The 19419-nt window shown below is 74.2% G+C and carries 18 protein-coding genes and 1 tRNA gene; 10 read left to right on the forward strand and 9 right to left on the reverse strand.

Translation table 11 applies throughout. From position 1 onward, the window contains the following. Positions 1-8 precede the first annotated feature (8 nt). On the forward strand, positions 9-761 hold the full coding sequence (locus F7P10_RS19510; RefSeq protein WP_151010798.1) for a MerR family transcriptional regulator: 753 nt from the start codon (positions 9-11) through the stop codon (positions 759-761). 40 nt (positions 762-801) lie between these two features. Here the strand turns inward: F7P10_RS19510 and F7P10_RS19515 are convergent, their stop codons facing one another. Beyond that, on the reverse strand, positions 802-2316 hold the full coding sequence (locus tag F7P10_RS19515) for an RNA polymerase sigma factor (protein ID WP_151010800.1): 1515 nt from the start codon (positions 2314-2316) through the stop codon (positions 802-804). A 189-nt stretch (positions 2317-2505) separates the two neighbouring features. Then, positions 2506-3045, reverse strand: coding sequence for a SigE family RNA polymerase sigma factor (locus F7P10_RS19520; RefSeq protein WP_151010802.1), 540 nt, complete (start codon positions 3043-3045; stop codon positions 2506-2508). 312 nt (positions 3046-3357) lie between these two features. Here F7P10_RS19520 and F7P10_RS19525 point away from each other — a divergent pair, with 312 nt between their 5' ends. Both F7P10_RS19525 and F7P10_RS19530 read left to right on the forward strand, forming a co-directional pair. After that, positions 3358-4485 (forward strand): hypothetical protein, encoded by a 1128-nt coding sequence (locus F7P10_RS19525; RefSeq protein ID WP_254716700.1) that lies wholly within the window; start codon positions 3358-3360, stop codon positions 4483-4485. After that, positions 4479-5309, forward strand: a complete 831-nt coding sequence (locus F7P10_RS19530; RefSeq protein ID WP_151010804.1) for a MauE/DoxX family redox-associated membrane protein — start codon at positions 4479-4481, stop codon at positions 5307-5309. Before F7P10_RS19525 ends, F7P10_RS19530 begins: the two co-directional genes overlap by 7 nt. Before the next feature lie 366 nt (positions 5310-5675). On the opposite strand, the gene F7P10_RS19535 is transcribed toward F7P10_RS19530, so the two are convergent. Together F7P10_RS19535 and F7P10_RS19540 are read right to left on the reverse strand one after the other, a co-directional pair. Continuing rightward, complete coding sequence (locus tag F7P10_RS19535) at positions 5676-6869, reverse strand: ATP-binding protein (RefSeq protein WP_151010806.1); 1194 nt, start codon at positions 6867-6869, stop codon at positions 5676-5678. A gap of 256 nt (positions 6870-7125) precedes the next feature. Continuing rightward, complete coding sequence (locus F7P10_RS19540) at positions 7126-8136, reverse strand: pirin family protein (protein ID WP_151010808.1); 1011 nt, start codon at positions 8134-8136, stop codon at positions 7126-7128. Between the two features lie 157 nt (positions 8137-8293). Here F7P10_RS19540 and F7P10_RS19545 point away from each other — a divergent pair, with 157 nt between their 5' ends. After that, positions 8294-8764, forward strand: a complete 471-nt coding sequence (locus F7P10_RS19545) for a MarR family winged helix-turn-helix transcriptional regulator (RefSeq protein WP_151010810.1) — start codon at positions 8294-8296, stop codon at positions 8762-8764. An 18-nt stretch (positions 8765-8782) separates the two neighbouring features. Here the strand turns inward: F7P10_RS19545 and F7P10_RS19550 are convergent, their stop codons facing one another. Continuing rightward, complete coding sequence (locus F7P10_RS19550) at positions 8783-9205, reverse strand: hypothetical protein (RefSeq protein WP_151010812.1); 423 nt, start codon at positions 9203-9205, stop codon at positions 8783-8785. 160 nt (positions 9206-9365) lie between these two features. Between F7P10_RS19550 and F7P10_RS19555 the strand changes: the two genes are divergently transcribed. Beyond that, positions 9366-10103 carry a M15 family metallopeptidase gene (locus F7P10_RS19555; RefSeq protein WP_151010814.1) on the forward strand — a complete coding sequence of 246 codons (738 nt, stop codon included), beginning with the start codon at positions 9366-9368 and terminating at the stop codon, positions 10101-10103. Between the two features lie 25 nt (positions 10104-10128). Here F7P10_RS19555 and F7P10_RS42470 read toward each other — a convergent pair whose 3' ends face one another. From F7P10_RS42470 to F7P10_RS19565, 3 genes are all read right to left on the reverse strand, one after another. Beyond that, positions 10129-10302, reverse strand: coding sequence for a hypothetical protein (locus F7P10_RS42470; RefSeq protein WP_176611562.1), 174 nt, complete (start codon positions 10300-10302; stop codon positions 10129-10131). A 57-nt stretch (positions 10303-10359) separates the two neighbouring features. Then, a tRNA-Ser gene (locus F7P10_RS19560) sits at positions 10360-10451 on the reverse strand. Positions 10452-10851: 400 nt separating this feature from the next. Beyond that, a complete protein-coding gene (locus F7P10_RS19565; RefSeq protein ID WP_254716702.1) occupies positions 10852-11259 on the reverse strand; it encodes a signal peptidase I in 408 nt (135 codons plus the stop codon). Between the two features lie 229 nt (positions 11260-11488). On the opposite strand from F7P10_RS19565, the gene F7P10_RS19570 reads away from it, so the two are divergent. From F7P10_RS19570 to F7P10_RS19590, 5 genes are read left to right on the forward strand one after another with little or no spacing between them, the layout of a single operon-like run. Then, positions 11489-13591: a PQQ-binding-like beta-propeller repeat protein gene (locus F7P10_RS19570; protein ID WP_151010816.1), complete on the forward strand. Its 2103-nt coding sequence runs from the start codon at positions 11489-11491 to the stop codon at positions 13589-13591. Beyond that, on the forward strand, positions 13588-15861 hold the full coding sequence (locus F7P10_RS19575) for a PQQ-binding-like beta-propeller repeat protein (RefSeq protein ID WP_176611563.1): 2274 nt from the start codon (positions 13588-13590) through the stop codon (positions 15859-15861). The genes F7P10_RS19570 and F7P10_RS19575 overlap by 4 nt, the downstream gene beginning before the upstream one ends. Positions 15862-15878: 17 nt before the next feature. Beyond that, a complete protein-coding gene (locus F7P10_RS19580; protein ID WP_151010820.1) occupies positions 15879-16724 on the forward strand; it encodes a vWA domain-containing protein in 846 nt (281 codons plus the stop codon). Continuing rightward, positions 16721-17608 carry a protein phosphatase 2C domain-containing protein gene (locus F7P10_RS19585; RefSeq protein ID WP_151010822.1) on the forward strand — a complete coding sequence of 296 codons (888 nt, stop codon included), beginning with the start codon at positions 16721-16723 and terminating at the stop codon, positions 17606-17608. The genes F7P10_RS19580 and F7P10_RS19585 overlap by 4 nt, the downstream gene beginning before the upstream one ends. 4 nt (positions 17609-17612) lie before the next feature. After that, positions 17613-18914 (forward strand): hypothetical protein, encoded by a 1302-nt coding sequence (locus tag F7P10_RS19590; RefSeq protein ID WP_151010824.1) that lies wholly within the window; start codon positions 17613-17615, stop codon positions 18912-18914. Positions 18915-18947: 33 nt separating this feature from the next. On the opposite strand, the gene F7P10_RS19595 is transcribed toward F7P10_RS19590, so the two are convergent. Further along, on the reverse strand, positions 18948-19418 hold the full coding sequence (locus F7P10_RS19595) for a hypothetical protein (protein WP_151010826.1): 471 nt from the start codon (positions 19416-19418) through the stop codon (positions 18948-18950). Position 19419 lies beyond the last annotated feature (1 nt).

The following is a 19419-nucleotide window of genomic DNA, read 5'->3' on the forward strand; positions in this document are numbered from 1 at the left end:
GGGTGGGGATGGCCGAGTACCGAATCGACGAACTGGCGCGGACCGGCGGGAGCACCGTCCGCAACATCCGCGCCTACCAGGACCGGGGGCTGCTGCCGCCGCCGCGCCTGCGGGGCCGTGTCGGCCTCTACGACGACACGCACCTCGCCCGGCTCCGGCTGATCGGCAAGCTGCTCGGCCGCGGCTACACCCTCGCGATCATCAAGGAGCTGCTGGCCGCCTGGCAGACCGGCCAGGACGTCGGCGAGGTCCTCGGCCTGGAGAAGGTGCTGACCGACCCGTGGTCGGACGAGATCCCGGGCACCGCCACCGACGCCGAGCTGGTCGAGATCTTCGGCGCCGGGCTGGACGACGACGAGGTCGCGCGCTTCCGCGAGCGGACGATCGAGCTCGGCCTCATCGAGCCGGACGGCGACGGCTACCGGGTCCCGAGCCCGCGGCTGCTGCACGTCGGCGCCGAGCTCGTCGCGGCGGGCATCCCGCTGGACGCCGTCCTCGACATCGCCGCGCAGATCCGGGACGACTGCGAGGTCATCGCCGGACGGTTCGTCGGGCTCGTCGAGGAGCACGTGTTCGACCGGCTCGACCGGGCCGTGCCGGGCGGCGAGGAGGTCGCCGACGTCGCGGCGGTCGTGCGCCGCATGCGCCCGCTGGTCAAGATGGTCGTCGACCCGTTCATCGCGCGGGCGATGGAGGCGCGCGTCCAGGAGGCCCTCGGCGACCGGATGGAGACCGTCCGGAACCAGCCCACGCAGAGCTGACCCCCGGCGGCGGCCGTCCGTGCGCGGGGCCGGGGGCCGGTCAGAGGAGGGTGACGCCCCACTCGACCTCGACGACGTGCGGGAAGCCCTCGGAGTCGGTGAAGGTGAGCTTGCCGTTGCCGGGCAGCCCGATCAGGGCCGTCCGCAGCGTGAGCGTCAGGTTCATGACGCCGTCCTCGGGCATGCCGCCCTGCATCTCCGACAGCTCGAGCTGGCTGGACGAGGTCATCGCCGTCCACTGCACCGGGCCGTCCTGAGCGGCGAGGCTGACGTTCGCCGTCTTCGTCCCCTTCAGCTCGACCTTGGCCGGGTTCACGACCAGCACGCCCTTCTCCTCCGGCGGGTTCGGCGTCGGCGAGGGCGAGGTCGAGCCCGGCGGGCTCGGCGACGGGGACCGCGGGGTCGTCGAGGAGTCCGGCCGCGTCTGCGGGTGGATCGGCGGCTGCGCGACGCCCGGACCGCCGCCGGAGCCGCCGCCCGAACCGGACGGCCGGTCGCCGCCGTCCCCGCCGGGGGACGGGGACGGGCTGGTGATCGACGGCTGCGGCGCGGTGCCGAACGGCGGCCATGACAGCGTGCCGCCGCCGATGCCGGGGCCCATCGCGACCACCGCGACCAGCGCCGCCACGAGCGCGCCCGCCATGCCGCCGACGGTGAACAGCCAGCGGCGGGTGAACGGCGACGGGACGTCCGGCTGGATCGGCAGGCCGTCGGGGGTGAGGGCACCGCCGCGCGCGGCGATGTCCGCGCGATGCCCCGCGAGTTCCGGGTCGGTCGCGGTGTGCATGACGCGGTGCCGGAGCGCGGCGGGCAGCACCGGGGCGGGCGCGGCGGCGAGCAGCGCGGTGGCGCGGACGCGGGCGCGGCGGGTGCAGTCCGCGCACCCGTCGGCGTGCGCGGCGACGGCGGACGGCTCGGGCGCGGCGGCCGCCGCCGCGCCGGGCACCGCGGCGACCGGACGGGACGCGCAGGCGCGGGCGGCGCGGGCCAGTTCGTCCGCGAGGGCGGCCTCCATCACGGCCCGGCCCTGCCGCCGCCGGGCGGACGCGCGGCGCGACGACAGCCCGAGCGCCGCACCGAGCCGGACGGGCGGGAGGCCGTGCCGGTAGGCCAGCAGGACGATCTCCTGGTCGACCGGATCGAGGCGGGCCAGGGACGCGCGCAGCAGCTCGTGCAGCTCCTCCGCGGGCGGCGGCTCGCCGGGATCCTCGGCGGGCTCCAGGAACGGGGCGTCGGCGAAGTCGCCGTCCCGTTCCCAGTACAGGTCCTCCACGCGTCCGCGGCGGACGCAGCGCCGCCGGGCGGCGCCGTACAGCCAGGCGCCGAGGTGGATGGGCTGCCGCATGCGCGGCGCGCGGCGGGCCGCGTCGATGAAGGTGTCGTGGACGATCCGCGCCGCGGCCTTCTCGTCCCCCAGCATCGACAGCGCGTAGTCGTAGAGGCGCTCACCGTACTCGTCGTAGAGCGCGGCGAGGGCCGACTCGTCGCCGTCGTTCAGCCCTTTGACCAGCTTTCGGTCGGATGCGTCAGCGGAGGAGGGGGACAACCTCGGCATTCAAGCTCCCGGCGCCGGCATCGGAGTCCGTCCCCAAGGGGGTCGTCCGGACAGTCAGCCCACCTTGCATACACCCGTCGACCCCCGGAAGGCCACATGATCCCCGAAATCACCATTAACGGTGACCTGGTGTGACCGTTCACGCCGCTGCGTGACCACGCCCGTCCTGACTCGACGTCAGAATGCCGTTCACGGCTCGTCGTGCCGGTCCGGCCGCTGGGGCGGGATGCCGGGGAAGTCGTCGCCGAGGACGTCGTCGTCGCGGAGCCGCGCGACCGCCCGCGAGACGGTGCTCTTGACCGTCCCGACGCTGACGCCGAGCACCTCCGCGATCTCCGCTTCGGACATGTCCTCGTAATAGCGGAGCATCACCGCGAGGCGCTGCCGTTCGGGCAGCCGGCGGAGGGCGCGGCCGAGCACGTCCCGGAGTTCACTGCGCCGCGTGTGATCGTCGACCGGCCGGTCCGGAAGAACATCGGTGGGGTAAATGTCGAGTTTTCGCCGCCGCCACCACGAGATCTGCGTATTGACCATGGCCCGCCGGACATATCCGTCCACCGCCGCGCGATCCTGGATGCGATCCCACGCCAGGTACGTCTTGGCGAGGGCGGCCTGGAGGAGGTCTTCGGCCTCGGTGCGGTCACTGGTCAGCCGCATGGCGGCACGCAGCAGGGCGGGCCCGCGTTCCGCCACGTAGTCGCGGAACTCCTCATGCCGCGTCCTGCTCAACTCACCACCGCACCAGGGGTCGTGGAGCCGCCCGGCCGCCTTTCCGGATCTTGGACCGCGCGCACTCCCGGTACAGTTGACGATCGCACGAAGATCGTAATTGTGGGTCTACCCAAAGCACATATTCGGGTCAACCAGTGCATAATCTTCAACCCAGGTAGATCAGACGTCTCCCACTTGGCGACTTATCGCAACAAATCCGTCGACACGGGTCCGGGCGCACGTGAATCTTGACTCGCTGTCCTAACAACAGTGCCTCCACCGGCCCGGTTCACCAGCCGTGCGCCGCCGACGACGACGCCGGAGTGCCGCATGCCGCCACGCCACCGCCGCGGATCGACCCGCCGCCGCGGGACGCCCCGCCGCCGCGAGCCCGTCCCCGGCGGCCCCGGCCCGCTGCCGGCCGCGACGGCGGTCCCCGGGCCGTACGCGTCGTTCGAGGGACCCGCCCGCCGGACGGACGCCGCCGAGGTGCGGGCGGACGGGACGATCGGGCCCGCGGGGGCCGGCGTCGCCGAGTTCCAGCGAACGTGGGGCGTCCGGGCCGGGATGATCGTGGACGCGACGCCGGGGACGCTCGTCCTCGACGTCGCGGGCGCGCCCGTCCGGATCGGGCTGGACGAGGACGTGCGGGTCTGGCACGGCGGGCCCGGGGGCTCCGCCGTGCTGCGACCGGGACGGCGGGCGATCGTGCGGGAGCGCGCGCGGGAGGACGTGCGGGAGCGCGCGCGGGACGACGTGCGGGAGGGGGGCGGCGGGATCCGGGCGGACCGGGTCTGGGTCGACATCGAACGCGTCGCCGGCACGATCACGGCGTGCGGGCGGGACACCGTGGAGGTGGACATGGGCCCCCATCGCGGGCGCGCCCGCGTGGTGATCCCCCCGCACGTCCTCGGGGCGGTGCAGGTCAGGCATCCGCGGATGCAGCCGGGATACCTGTTCGACGTGATCTGCGTGGCCTCGCCGGACGGGCCGCTCGCGGTGCGGCCCGGGACGTCCCAGCCGGGCTACCGGGTGGACGATCTCGCGGCGCCGGAGCCCGCGGCGCCCGTCCCGGGGACGCTGCACGGCACCGTGACCTGGTTCGGGGGGCTCGCGGCGCCGGCGGGGGCCGCGTATCCGGCGGTCGACCCGGAGGGGCACGCCGGGGGGTGCGCGGACGCGCCGGCGCCGTGCGTCGCGCTGCCGTACCTGTCGCTGGGCAGCGAGGTCGTGGTGCGGAACGAGTGCGGCGGCCGGGAACGTCCCGTGCCGGTGATCGAGTGCGGGTGCGTCGCGGCGCGGTTCTGCGACCGGTGCACCGAGTGCGGGGCGTCGCCGCGCGGGCGGGTCGCGGAGCTGACGCCCGCGGCGTTCGTCGGGCTCGGCGGCGAGCTGGACGCGGGGTGCTTCAACGCGACGGTGCGCGCGGTGATCGGCGGGAGGGCGGAGCGATGGTGACGGCGGCGCAGAACGCGCAGGTCCTGCTGCTGGCGGCGGTGCTGCTGGCGGCGGGCGCGGCGAAGCTGGCGGTCCGGGAGCGGGCGGAGGCGCCCGACCACGTGCACGGGGTGCCGGTCCCGGCGGGGGCCGCGCGGCTGACGGCGCTGCGCCGGAGCCGCCGGATGACGGTGCTTCTCGGGGTGGGGGAAGGCGTCCTCGGGCTGGCGCTGCTGGTGTCGCCGCACGTCGTGGTGCGGCTGGCGACGACGGTGGCGTTCGCGGCGGCGACGTGGGTGGTCGGGGAGCTGCGGGTGCGGCGGCCGGACGCGGGGTGCGGGTGCTTCGGCGGGCTGAGCGGCAAGCGGGTCGGGCGGCGCAGCGTGGCGCGGGCGGTGCTGCTGACGGCCGTGGCGGTCACGGCGCTGGGCGCGCCGCTCACCGGGCTGGGCGCGCTGCGGGACGGGCACGTGGTGATCGCCGTCGTGTTCGCGGTGGAGCTGGCACTGTTCGCGGCGCTGTCCCCGGAGCTGACCGGCGTGCCGGGACGGCGGCGGCTGCCGGGGGCGCGCCCGGTGACGCCGTGCGAGCGGCGGCGCAGCCCGCTGGCTGAGACGTACGCGACGCTGCACGGCAGCGCGCAGTGGGCCGCGCACGAGAACGCGGTCACGAGCGCGGTGCCGCTGGAGGTGTGGCGGGAGGGCTGCTGGCGGTTCCTGGCGTTCCCGGCCCGCGTGGACGGACGGGACGTGCGGCTCGTGTTCGCGGTGTCGACGACCGAACGCCACCGGGTGGTGCAGCCCGCGCGCGTCCAGCCGGAACCGCGCCTGTCTGCCGCTCTATAGCCCGGTATCCGGGAATCCCGATAAAGCCCTAGAGACCCATCGCGTTCGACGTCGCGTTCGGCGTCGCGACCGCATCGCTTTGTCTAGGGCTTTCTAGCTCTGCCCCTAGATAGCGCTAGATAGTGATGAGCAGGGAAAGCTAGGGCTCTCTAGCATTTTCGCTAGAGAAGCGAATATCTCCAACGAGGCTCGATGCGGCTCTCTAGCCGGTTATCGGCCGGACGCTAGAAAGCCCTAGACGGCGGCAGAGCGCGCGAGGATCGGGTGCGGCGGGACAGCGGGCGTGCGGTTATCGGGGCGTGCTGGTAGCGGGCGCGCTGGTGGCGGGCGCGCTGGTGGCGGGCGCGCTGGTGGCGGGCGTGCGGGTCAGGCGGGCTGGGAGCGGAGGAACGTACCGAAATGCGGCACCGTGAACGCGATCACGCCGCGTTCGGCGCTGTAGATCAGGCCCTTCTTGATGAGGCCGTCGCGGGCGGGCGAGAGGCTGGACGGCTTGCGGCCCAGCTCTTCGGCGACCGCGGCGGTCGGGACGGGATCGTCGCCGAGCATCGCCATCGCGCGCATGTAGTCGCGCTCGGCGGGGGTGGCCCGCTCGTAGCGGCTGCCGAAGAAGCCGACGGCGAGCTCGCTCTCGGCCTCGGGCGCGGCGACCTTGATGTCGTCGGCGGTGATCGGGGTGCCGGGCGCGACGTCCCACACGACCTTCGCGTACGCCTGCACGAAGTACGGGTAGCCGTCGGCCGCGCCGTACAGCGCGTCCAGGGCGTCCTGGGTGAAGGTGACCTCCTCCCGCTCGGCGGGCACGAGCAGCGCGTGGTCGGCGGACTCGCGGTCGAGCCGGTCGATGCGGGCGTACCGGAAGAGCCGCTCGCTGTAGGACTTGCTCGCCGACAGGACGGCCGGCAGGTGCGGCAGCCCGGCGCCGACGACGATCAGCGGCCCGCCCACCTGCGAGAGCTCGTGGCAGGCGGCGCACAGCGCGGACACGTCGCCCGGCGGGACGTCCTGCATCTCGTCGACGAACAGCGCGATGCCCGCGCCGACGTCGGTCGCGACGGACGCGGCGTCCACGAACAGCTCGGTGAGGTCGATCTCGAGGTCGCCGGAGTCGGCGCGGCCGCGCGCGGCGGGCACGTCGATGCCGGGCTGCCAGCGGTGCGCCCGCGCCTTGGCCTTGCCCGCGGGCTCCTCGCCCGCCTGGGCGAACGCCTTGAGCACGCCGAGGAAGTCCTCGATGCGGTCGGGGGCGCGGTGCCGGGGCGCGAGCTCCCGGACGGCGCGGTGCAGCGCCGACGCGACCGGGCGGCGGATCGACTGGTCGGGCCGGGCCTCGATCTTGCCCGTCCCCCACAGCCGCTGGATCGCCATCGAGCGGAACGCGTTGAGCAGCACGGTCTTGCCCACGCCGCGCAGCCCGGTCACGATCATGCTGCGTTCGGGGCGGCCGCGGGCCACCCGTTCGAGCACGACCTCGAACTGCCTCAACTCGCGGTCGCGGCCGGCCAGCTCGGGGGGACGCTGCCCGGCGCCGGGGGCATAGGGATTGCGCACGGGGTCCACGCTCTCGGACTCTATGAGGCGGTATAGCTGCGGCCGTAGATTTGCGTAGAAACCGCTGCGGCGTGTCGCGGGCCGCGGCCGCCGGTGGCACACCGCCCCGTCGCGGATCGCCGTCGTCGCCATGTCGCCTCCCCGGGCGAGCGCGTTCGCGGGCTGGATCGAACTCGTCGAACCTCTGTTCGACTCGTTCGAACACAGTAGCGCACGCGCTCGCCCCCGTCACACGATTCCGCGTGTCGGATCGGCGGGTCGCGCGTCACGCGAGGGTCTCGTCGGCCTCCGACCGGTGCGGGACCTTCTCGGCCGGGATCGTCCCCATGCGTCCGGCCTGGAAGTCCTCGAACGCCTGGACGATCTCGTCCCGCGTGTTCATCACGAACGGGCCGTACCGCGCGACCGGCTCCCGGATCGGCAGGCCGCCCAGCACCAGGATCTCCCAGCCGTGCGCGCTAGCCTGCGGCTGGGCGCCGGCGGCCCGGACGACCAGGCCGTCGTCCGTCCCCTTGTGGTGCGAGCCGCCGAACACGGCGAGCTGCCCCTCGTCCAGCGCGACCTCCTCCACTCCGGCCGTCCCGCGCCCGGACAGCACGTACACCATCGCGTTGAAGTCGCGCGGCCACGGCAGCGCCAGCCGGGCGCCCGGCGCGACGGTCGCGTGCAGGTAGTTGATCGGCGTGTAGGTGACGCCCGGACCGTCGTGCCCCGCGAGGGACCCGGCGATGACGCGGACGAGCGACGACCCGTCGTCCGCGGCGAGCAGCTTCACGTCGCGCGCCTCGATGTCCTGGTAGCGCGGCGCGACCCACTTCTGCGCGCGGGGCAGGTTCACCCAGAGCTGCACGCCGTGGAACAGCCCGCCCCGGGAGACCAGCTCGGGCGGCGGCTGCTCGATGTGCTGGATGCCGGACGCGGCCGTCATCCACTGGGTGGCGCCGTCGGTGATGAGGCCGCCGCCGCCCGTGGTGTCCTGGTGCTGGAACGCCCCGTCGATGATGTAGGTGACGGTCTCGAAGCCCCGGTGCGGGTGCCAGGGCGTCCCCTTCGCCTCGCCGGGGCCGTACTCGACGGCACCCATGTGGTCGAGCAGCAGGAACGGGTCGGCCAGCGACAGGTCGATGCCGGGGAACGGGCGCCTGACCTGGAAGCCTTCGCCCTCCACGTGCTTCTTCGCGGTGACGACCTTGGCCACCCGGCGCCAGTCGGTCTCGCCCTCGGGCAGCAGCGGCAGGCGCGGCAGGGTCAGCGGGTTCGCGGTCACGGCGGGCATGGTGTCTCCCCTCGGTCGGCGTCCGGCCCGCGGCCGGACGATCCGTCCCGCACAACATGATTGATGCTTCAACTATTTCCGGCTCGCGGTACCGTCTGTCAAGACTCGCGGGCCGGTTGTTAGTTTAACTTTCAATCTGTGTTCTATACTGGTGCGTATGACCGAACCGCGCTGGCTCGACGCCGCACAGCAGCGCGACTGGCGTGCCTACGTCGACGGCAGCGTCCGGCTGAGCGAGCTCATGGACCGCGACCTCAAGGCCCGGCACGGCCTCTCGGTGTCGGAGTACGAGATCCTCGTCCGGCTCTCCGAGGCGCCCGGGCGGCGGCTGCGCATGGCCGAACTCGCCGAGAACGCCAGCCAGTCGCGCAGCCGCCTCTCCCACACCTGCGCCCGGCTCGAGTCCAAGGGCCTCGTCGAGCGGGACAACTGCCCGAACGACAAGCGCGGCGTCTTCGCCAACCTCACCGACGACGGCCTCGCCGCGCTCGAACGGGCCGCGCGCGACCACGTCGAGACCGTCCGCGAGTACTTCATCGACGTCATCGAGCCCGAAGACCTGGAAGCCGTGGGACGGGCGTTCGGCGCCGTCCTCAAGCGGCTGGAGTCCGGGCCGGCGCACCCGTAGGGCGCGCCTTCGGGCAGGTCAGAGCGGGGCGGTGAGGCCGGTGAGGAGCCCGACCGAGATCAGGCTCAGGAACACCCAGCCGAACATCATCCCGTAGCCGAACGTCCGCCACCGTCCGCCGACCCGCCACACCAGCAGCCCGCCCAGCCCGAACGCGAACACCAGCAGGGCGACGAACTGCGGCAGGACGCTCGGACGGTCCGACGCCATCAGCGGCGCGTACATCATCACCAGGTCGACGAACACGAACGCGCAGCAGCCCGCGGCGAGCGCGGACACGTCCCGGGTGACGAACGCGCGGGCCCGCTCGACGAACGCCTCCGCCCGGTCCGTCCGGATGCGCGGCCCCGGCGCCCGCTCCACGTCCACCTGCTGCGCCACCGCGAAGATCTCGTCCTCGAGCGACGCGCCGCCGCGCTCCCGCTCCTCCGGATCCGCCATACCGGCTCCCTGGCCCGAGGTCGCCGGGTGCCCCGCCCGGCCCTGGATACGGTGCGGCGCCCGTCCTGTCCGGCCCCGTTCTCCGGCGGGCGCGCCCCCATCGGAACCGTAGCGAATCCCGGGGTGACGCGCAGGACACATGGCATGTCATTCTGGAGTCATGCCAGGTAGAAGGCTTGCGAAGAGCGCGGCGACCGCCGCCGCGATACTCACCCTGGGGGTCGCGGCCGCCTGCGGCGGGGGCGACGGGGACGACCAGGGCACCGCCCCGGCGACACCGCCGACCGCGACGGGCACGGCGGAGTCACCGGCGGCGACGCCCACGAACACGGCGTTCCGGTCGGACATCAAGGAGGTGACGGCCCGCGACCTGCCGCACTCGTGGCGGGAGGGCTGCCCGGTCTCGCCCGGCGACCTCCGGATGATCGAGATGACGTACTGGGGGTTCGACGACCGTCCGCACACCGGCGGCCGGCTCGTGGTCAACGAGAGCGCCGCCGAGGACCTCGTGTCGGTGTTCGAGAAGCTGTACGAGATGCGCTACCCGATCGCGCGCATGGAGCCCGTCGACAAGTACGAGGGCAGCGACTTCGACTCCATCGAGGCCAACAACACCTCGGCCTTCAACTGCCGCCAGGCCACCGGATCGAGCTCGTGGTCGCAGCACGCCTACGGCCTCGCCGTCGACATCAACCCGTGCGAGAACCCCTACGTCAGCGCCGACGGCTCGATCGCGCACCCGGACTGCGTCAAGTACGGGAACCGCGACCTCGACGAACCCGGCATGATCCACGCCGGGGACGACGTCGTCGACGCGTTCGCGGAGATCGGCTGGGGCTGGGGCGGCACGTGGACGGGCGCCAAGGACTACCAGCACTTCTCGTCGAACGACAGCTGACCCCGGGGAGGGGGAGGTCGTCGGGTCACATCAGCATGAAGGCGATCGCGGCGATCGCGATGACGGCCACGACCGCGACGATGCCGAAGATGAGGCCCTTGTTCATGCCCGGCGCCTTGGCGGGCTGCTGCGGCGCCTGGCCGGCGAAGTTCTGGAACTGGTGTGTCGTGCCCGCGGGATCGTTCGGTGTCTGCGACATGCGCACGAGGGTAACGGATCACTGACCGACGATCACGGACAATTCACCCGTCCGGTATGGCGGAGAGTGTGGGATTCGAACCCACGAGGACTGTCCCCAGCCCTGGGCGCTTTCAAGGCGCCTGCACTAGTCCACTATGCGAACTCTCCCGGCGACCCTTGCAGGTCGGTGCCCACGATAGCGCCCGCACGCCGGTGGCTTCGACCGCATTCCCGCCTTCGGCCCGCCCGGCCCTCGGCGCCGGCGCCGACGCGCGCCCGGCGCCCGCGCGATCGCCGGGCCGCACTGTCGGCGCCGGGCGCGAGTGCCCGCACAGGCCGGTGCGAGTGCCCGCACACGCCGCACCGGCAGGAGTAGCCGGACGTCCACGTCCGTCAGGCATCCGCGCCGGCCGGGCCGTCCGCGTGCGGCCCGACGTCCGCGCGCCGGGCATCCGCGCCGGGCATCCGCGCCGGGCGTCCGCGCCGGTCCGGCGTCCGCACGCGGCCGGTCGGGCATCGACATCCAGGCCCGTCCGACATCCAGGCCCGTCCGGCATCTGGGTCTCCGTCAGGCGTCCGGGACGCGGTAGCCGGGGATGGACGGCCAGCGGACGGTGAGCACGACCGACTCCTCCTCGGCGCACCACGAGTGGTCGACGCCCGGCCCCCACACCACGTAGTCGCCCTGCTCGCACAGCACGACGTCCCGTTCGGGGAACTCCAGCCGGAACCGTCCGCTGATCAGGACGAGCAGCGCGGTGCGCTTCTCGCCGTCGGTCCACGCCGCGCGGCGCTCCCCCTCCGGGTGCACGCCCCACTTGATCTCGACCTCGGCGCTGTGCCGTGCGTCGCCTAAGGGCTTGAAGTGGCCGAGCAGCCAGCCCCGGTCCGCGGCGGCGTCGGCCGCGGCCTTCCCGACGTACACGCCGTCGTCGCCGCCGTAGACGCCGTCGCCGCCCACGTTCCGTCCGTTCACGGAACGCGACTTTACGCCGCCACGCGCGGACGCCCGAACACCCCGTCCGGATACGCACTGATGATCATTCATCACCTTGTGCGACCAAATGTGGCCATCCATGTCATATGCCACTATCCGCGGGGGAAGTGAGTGGGAACATCGCGGCACGCTCATTCAGAGCGAATGGAAACGGGGGTTCCGCATGACCTTCACCGCTCTCCTCCCGGCCCCCGCATAGGGTCCCGCCATGCGTGATCTTGATCCGGGCGATCCCGCCCGGCTCGGCGAGTACCGCCTGCTCAGGGTCATCGGCGTCGGCGGCATGGGGAAGGTGTTCCTCGGTCGGCGCACCACCGACGGGCTGTACGCCGCGGTGAAGATCGTCTCCGATCCCCGGGCGCACGGCGACGAGGCGCGCGACCGGATCCGCCAGGAGATCGAGTCGATCATGCGCCTCGGCGGGGTGCACACCGCGCGCGTCCGGGCGTTCGACATCGACCACGACCCGCCGTGGCTCGCGATCGACTACCTGAAGGCGCCGACGCTCCAGGAGCTCGTCGCCGAGACCGGCGCGCTGCCCGTCCCGGCGGTGCTGTCGATGGCGCGGCGGCTGGCCGTGGCGCTGCGGCACCTGCGCAGCCGGTCGATCGTCCACCGCGACATCAAGCCCAGCAACATCATCATGGACGCGTCCGAACCGAAGCTCATCGACTTCGGCATCGCCAAGGAGCTCGGGCACGAGTCGATCTACAGCAGCGGACGCAAGGGAACGCCCGGCTACATGTCGCCCGAGCAGGCGATCGGGGGGGCGCTGCTGACCCACGCGACGGACGTCTACTCGCTGGGGGTGACGATCGCGTTCGCCGCCACCGGCCGGCATCCGCAGCTCACCGCCACCGACATGATCGTGCGGGACGCGGACGGGCGGGCGCGCTTCGACGGGCTGCCCGAGGTGCTCGGCGAGCTCGTGGCCGCCTGCACCCGCGTCCGGGCCGGCGACCGGATCGACGCCGAGGCGGTGATCGCGGCCTGCGAGCCGGCGGACACCGAGCACGCGAACGCAGCCCCGGCGGGCGCGACGCCGACGCCGGGGGAACCGTCCCCGGCCGCCCGGCTGCGGACGGGCGCGCCACCGGGGCCGCGCCGGGCGGCCGGGCGCGACCTGGCCCCGCTGCCGCCCCGCGCGCTCGCCGCGCTGCCCAGCCGGGCGGTCCGGGTGCTGCGGGACTACGCCGAACGCCCGACCGACGCCCGTCCCGTCGTGACGCCGCTGCCGGAGGTGACGGCCCGGGTACCGGGGCGGGCGCCGGACGGCGGCGACGGGTCCGGTCCGGCGGGCCCGACCGAGCCGCGCTGGCGCGTCCGGCTCGGCGGTAACGGCTACTACGCGTCGCCCGTCCTCGCCGAGGACCCGGCGACCGGACGGACGGTCCTGTGCGCGGGCGGGCACGACGGCCTGCTGCGCGCGTTCGACCCGGCGGACGGCCGCGAGCTGTGGTCGTCGCGACGGTGCGGGCGCATCGAGCGGACGCCCGCCGTCCACGACGGAACCGTGTACTTCCCCTGCTCCGGGGGCTGGGTGCACGCCCTGTCCGTCGGGGACGGGTCCGTGCGGTGGCGGGTGGAGACGGCCCCGTCGGCGGGCACGGAGCCGGTCGTCGTCCCGGCGGCCGGCGCGCTCGTCCTCGGTGACGTGAGCGGCCTCGTCCGTGCCCTCGACCTGGACGGCGGCAAGGAGCTGTGGCGGTTCCGGACCGCGAACACCGTCGCGGGCCCGGTGGCCGCCGCGGGGACTCTCGTACACGCCGCTTCCTGGGATCATCACCTGTACGCGCTGCGCGCCGACACCGGGTCGGAGGTCTGGCGGTACGACACCGGCGCCGCGATCGCCGCCGCGCCGGTGCGGGCCGGCGACCTGGTCCTGTGCGGGACCGTGGACGGCGCCGTCCACGCGGTCGACGCCCACCGGCCGGTGCGCCGCTGGACGTTCCGGGCGGAACGGGCGGTGCACGCGCTGACCGCCACGCCGGACGTCGCCTACATCGGCTCCGACGATCACCGGGTGTACGCGATCGACGTCGCCGACGGCCAGGGCATGTGGACGTTCACCGCGGGCGGACCGGTGCGGGCGGCCCCGCTGGTTCACGGCGACCGGGTGTTCGCGGGGAGCCACGACCACACCCTGTACGCCCTGGACACGCTGTCGGGCGCGGAGCGGGGGCGGTTCGCGGCGGGCGAATGGGTCGACTCGTCCCCGGTCACCGACGGCACGTCGCTGTTCGCCGGGGACTGGGGCTGCCGGCTGGCCGCGATCGACCTCGCGGCGCTGTCGGCCGGACGGCGCCGGTGAGCGCGGACCGCGCCCGGCGGAACCGCTTCGAGCGGGTGGAGCCGCTGGGCGCCGGGGTGCTGGGCGAACGGCACCGCGCGGTGGACGTGCGGACGGGCCGGACCGTTGTGGTCACCTGGTTGCACCCGCACTGGACGCGCGGCCTGCCGCCTGAGGCGTTCTCGAAGCTCATGCACGAGGTCCGGGGGGTGCCCGGGCCGTTTCTCGGGGTACCCGCCGACTACGGGACCGGCGAGGGCGGCTGGTGGTTCGCCGTCGAGGACGCGGGCGGCGCGCCGCTGGCGCAGCGGGTCGGGCGCGCGGGCCCGCTGCCGCCGGAGGAGGTGCCGGCGCTCGCGCACCGGCTCGCGAGCGGCCTCGCCGCGCTGCACGAGGCGTCCGTGGTGCACGGCGCGCTCACCCCGTCCGCCGTACTGCTCGACGGCGCGGGCGGGGTCCGGTTGATCGACTACGCGGTCCTGCCGCCGCTGGTGCGGCGGGCCGTGTCGACCGGCTCGCTGCCGCCGGGGCACACCCTGCGCGGGGACCCGGCGTACATGTCGCCGCAGGCCATCGCGGACCCGGGTCGTATCCGGGCGGACGACGACGTGTACGCGCTCGGCGCGGTCCTGCTGTACGCGGCGACGGGGCGCCGCCCGTTCGACGACCGGGACATGCTGGCCACGGCCGCGGCCGCCCTGCGGTCCGCGCCCGACGTGGACCGATCGCTGCCGCCGCGGGTGCGCAGGCTGATCGGCAGCTGCCTGCGTCCTCCGGTCTACCGCCCGCCGGCGGCCCGGATCGCGGTCCGGGCCGGGCACCGCCGGTGGGCCGGGTTCCGGAAGCAGGGTCCGGTCCAGGAAAAGGCATCGGCGCCACCGGCATCGCCGCCGCCGGTGCCCGCGACCGAACCACAGACCACCCCCTCCGGCACGCCCACCGGAACGGCCTCCCGCCCGTCCGCCGGAACGCACGTCGAACCGGCCTGCGGCCCGCCCGCCGAACAGCCCCCGCGGACGGGTGCCGAGCCGCCCGCCGCGACGCGAAGCGAACCGCCTCCCGAACCGCCTCCCGAACCGCGTCCCGAACCGCGTCCCGAACCGCGCGCCGTGGAATCCGCCGAGCCACGCGCCGGGGCGGGCCGCGAGACGCGCGCCGACGTGCACTCCGCGCCCGAAGGCGCCGCGCCCCCGCCGGAGCGAGGCGACGCTCCGATCCCCGAGGGACCCGTCCCCGCGCCCGATGCCCCTCGCTCGGCACCGTCCCGTCCGGGGCGCGAACCGTGGATCTTCCTCGCCGACGGGATGATCGACGCACCGCCCGTCCTTTACCGTGACCTGGTTCTCGTCACCAGCCTCGACGGGTGCCTCTACGCGCTCGACGCGGCCACCGGGGCGCGGCGCTGGCGGCACGAGTCGGCGGACATGATCGAGTCGGGTGCGGCGGTGCGCGCCGGGACCGTCTACGTCGGCGGGCGCGACGGGGCGCTGCACGCCCTCGACCCCGCCGACGGTACGCGGCTGCGCAGCGCGCGCATCGGGGACATGATCGGGTCCACGCCCGCCGTCGACGCGGACGTGCTCTGCGTGGGCACCGGCACGGGCGAGCTCGTCGTCCTGGAGCACGACCTGCGGGTCCGGCATCGCACCGCCGCGCCGGACGTCGTCGACTCGTCCCCCGCGCTGCTGGACGGACGGGCATACGCGGGCACGTCCCGCGGTCTGCTCGTCGTGGACGGCACGACCGGTGCGTGCGCGCTGTGGCCGGTGGGCGACGCGCACGGCTGCGACCCGGCCGCCGTGGACGGGTGCGTCCACGTCGGGACGGCGGCGGGCGAGGTCCTCGCCCTGGACGCCCGGACGGGAGAGTGCCGCTGGGCGGCCCGCACCGGCGGGGCCGTCACGGGCCGTCCGGCCGTCGCGGGCGGCACCGTCTTCGCCGGGAGCCGGGACGGGCAGGTGTACGCGTTCGCGGCGGCGACCGGGCGGCCGAGGTGGCGGACCGCCACGGGCGGCCCCGTCACCGGGGGCGTGACCGTGGGCCCCGGCGGCGGGACGCACGCTGTGTACGCCGCGAGCCGGGACCGTTCGCTGTACCGGCTCGACATCGCCACCGGCGAGGTCGTCTGGCGGTTCGACACCGGAGGTCGGGTCGAGCGGTGCGCGCCCGCCGTCGGCGGCGGGCTCGTCTACGCCGGCACGGCCCACGGCCATCTGCACGCGGTGGACGCGCGCACCGGCCGGGGGGTCGCCGCGCCGCCGCACGAACTCGACCTCCGCCTGGAACTGTGACACCGACGGGAGCCGACATGTACGAAGCCGAGATCAACCGGGCCACCCCGGCCTGCATCATGTTCCTGATCGACCAGTCCGGCTCCATGCACGGCGCGATCGGCGGCGGCGCCGCGACCAAGCAGCAGGTCGTCGCCGACGCGCTCAACCGGCTGCTCAACGAGCTGGTCAGCCGGTGCGTCCGGACCGGCGGCAAGATTTACGACTTCTTCCACGTCGGGGTCGTCTGCTACGGCCGCACGGTCGGCCCGGCGCTCGCCGGCGAACTCGCCGGGCGGCCGCTCGTCACGGTGAGCGAGCTGGCGCACCACCCGATCCGGGTGGAGAGCCGCATGGTGCGCCGGACGGACGAGAACGGCGGCGTCTACGAGTATCCGCAGGAGGAGCCCGTCTGGCTGGAGCCCGCCGCGCAGGGCGGGACCCCGATGACGAAGGCGCTGGACGAGGCGCACGGCGTCCTGAACACCTGGGTGGAAGAACATCCGCGCAGCTACCCGCCCATCGTGCTGAACCTGACCGACGGGGACTCCACGGACGGCGACCCGACCGACGCGGGAACGCGGATCCGGTCGCTGAGCACGCACGACGGCCCCGCACTGCTGTTCAACATGCACATTTCGTCGGAGCGGCACGCGCCGGTGCAGTTTCCGGCCTCCGCCGACGGCCTCCCCGACAGCGGGCGGCTCCTGTTCGGCATGTCGAGCCCGCTGCCCGACCGGATGCGGTCCTACGCGACCGGGGAGCTCGGTCTCGCGATGAACCGGGACAGCCGCGGCTTCGTCTACAACGCCGACATCACCTCCATCGTGCAGTTCCTCGACGTCGGGACACGGCCGGCGTACCACCTGGACGGCATGGCGTGAGCACGACGACGGACGGGCCGGGCGGTGAGAACGAACTCGGCGGCGGCAGCGGGCGCGGGCGCGTCACGGGTGCCGTCGCGGTCCGCGCCATCGCGGTCCGTGCCGTCCCGAAGAGCGAGCACACGGCGGACGAGCTGGAGGACGCGTGCTGGCCGCGCGAGTCGACCGGCGCGGTCGCCGTCCCGGTCCTGCGGCTGGCCCTGGCCGACGGGGTGTCCGACAGCTACCTGGCGGGAGCGTGGGCGCGCGAGATCGTTCGCGCGTTCGGCACGCGCGCGCCCGTCTCGGCGACCATCGACGCCGGCGAGTTCACCGAGGTCCTGCAGCGGCTCTGCGCGGCGTGGCAGCCCCGGCTGCGGCGGTACGTCCGGGTCGAGCGGGAGAACCGGGACCTGCCCTGGTGGGAGAAGCGCAAGCTGAGCTCCGGTTCGGCGGCGACCGTGCTGGCGGTGTGCGTGCACGGCGACGGCACGTGGACGGCCGCCGCGCTGGGCGACACGTGCGTCTTCCACCTGCGCGACCGGCGCGTCCTGCGGGCGTTCCCGCTGGAGGACGCCCGCCGCTTCGACTCGGCCCCCGACACGGTCGGCAGCGTCGGCGTCGCCGACTGGGCCGCACTGGGACGGCGCGTCCGGCTGCACCGGGGAACCTGGTCGCCGGGCGACACGTTCGTGCTCGCCTCCGACGCGCTCGCCGAATGGGCGCTGCGGACCGGCTCCCCGTGGCGGGAACTGGACGCGGTCGTCGACGCGGAGACGGACGGACCGGGCGGACCGGGCGAACCGGACGGACGGGGCACCTTCTCCCGATGGGTCGCCGGCCTGCGCACGACCGGAGCGATGCGCGACGACGACGTCTGTGCGGTCCGGCTGACCCTGGAGTGACCGAATGGCCGGTGAGCGGCTCTACAACGCCACGTCCTACATCCCGTCCTTCCAGGACCCCGGCAGGTGGCTGCGCGACCCGGAACTGCGGGCGGGCACGGTGGTGCGCCCGCCCGGCGGGACGCTGCGCGCGATGGACGGCGGCGGGTTCGGCAGCATCTTCCGGATCGTGTCCGCGGACGGGCGCCGGAGCTGGGCGGTCAAGTGCTTCCTGCGGCCCACGGCGGAACTGTCGACCCGCTACCGGGCGATCGAGCGGGCGCTCGCGGACGTCCACGACTACTGGAAGGTCGATTTCGGCTTCGACGCCGAGGGCCTGTTCCACCTGCCCCAGCAGCGGTGGGTGCCGCTGCTGAAGATGAGCTGGGTGAACGGGGAGCCGCTGATCCCGTGGATCGAGGACCGGCTCGGTAACGCGATGGCGCTGCGCCGGATGGCGCTGGAGTTCACGAAGGTCGTGCGGGCGCTGGAGCGGGCCGGCATCGCCCACGGCGACCTGCAGCACGGCAACATCATCGTGGTGGCGGGGGACCGCATCCGCCTCATCGACTACGACGGGATGTTCGTGCCGGGCCTGGCCGGGTTCCCGGTGGTGGAGAGCGGCATCCCGCACTACCGGAGCCCCGACCGGGCCGGCCGCGGGTACTTCGGGCCCGCCGGGGACCGGTTCGCCGCGCGGGTCATCCGGCTCGGCATCCGCGCCGTCGCCGCGGAACCGGGCCTGTGGGGGCGCTTCCACGAGGACGGCGGCGACTTCCTGATCCTCCGCAACGCCGACTTCGCCGCTCCGGCGGAGTCGGCGGCGTTCGACGCGCTCGCGGTCAGCCGGGACGCGTGGGTCCGCGCCGAGACCGTCCAGTTGCTGAGGGACCTGACGGCGCCGCCCGAGCTGATCCCGCCCCTGCAGGAGCCGGACGGTGGTCCGTCCGTCCCGGAGGGGACCGACGCTCCCGCCTGGCTCCTGCGTCCGGCCACGAGGTCGCTCCCGGCGGACCGTCGGCCGCCTCCCGCCGCGCCGCCACCGGAGCCGGTGCCGGTGCCGGAGCCGGTGCCGGAGCCGGAGCCATGGTCCCTGCGAGAACCGGTGGCCGAGGCGGCCGCGCCGGCGCCGGAGGCCCCGACCGTCCCGGACGGGCTGTGGGTTCCGCCGCGCGGGCCCGTCCCGTTCGACGGGCCGTGGGGGGCGCCCACGGCCCGTTCGGATGCACGACGGCCCGTGCCCTGGCGGGCGTACGGCGGGATCACGGCCGCGGCCCTCACCGTCATCGCGCTGATCACGGCACTGGTGTACCTCATCGTCCGCTGAGGACGAACCCCTGAGGGCGAGGGGCGGATGCGCTCAGGAGTCGCGGACCTGGTCCCGGTTGATGTTCTGCACGATGCCGCCGCCGGTCACGATGTCCCCACGGGGCACGATCCCGCCGGCGATGCCGCCGATGCCGACGACCGGAGGGCCCCCGGAGGGCTCGTCGCGGCCGCCCGGGCCGGGCCTCGCCTCCGGAAGCAGCCGGACGAGGTCCTCCTCCAGCACCCGCTGGAACGTCGCGGCCAGGCCGGGACAGCGCTCGAACAGCGCGGACAGCTGCTCGCGCAGACGAGCGGCGCCCTTCTCCTCGGCGGTCAGAACTCCGGCTTCGAGATCGTCCATGAGCGTCCTCCGGGACTCGTCGAGCACCGCGCGCACCGCAGGCGGAACGTGCGGGGCGAACACGCGCGAGGCGTGGAGCAGGCTTTGCAGGGCCTCGCCCCAGACCCCCGTGGGCATGATCCTCACCAGGGCCCGCACCAGATCGCCCAGCGCCACGTCCATG

Source organism: Actinomadura sp. WMMB 499, assembly GCF_008824145.1.
Taxonomy (GTDB): domain Bacteria; phylum Actinomycetota; class Actinomycetes; order Streptosporangiales; family Streptosporangiaceae; genus Spirillospora.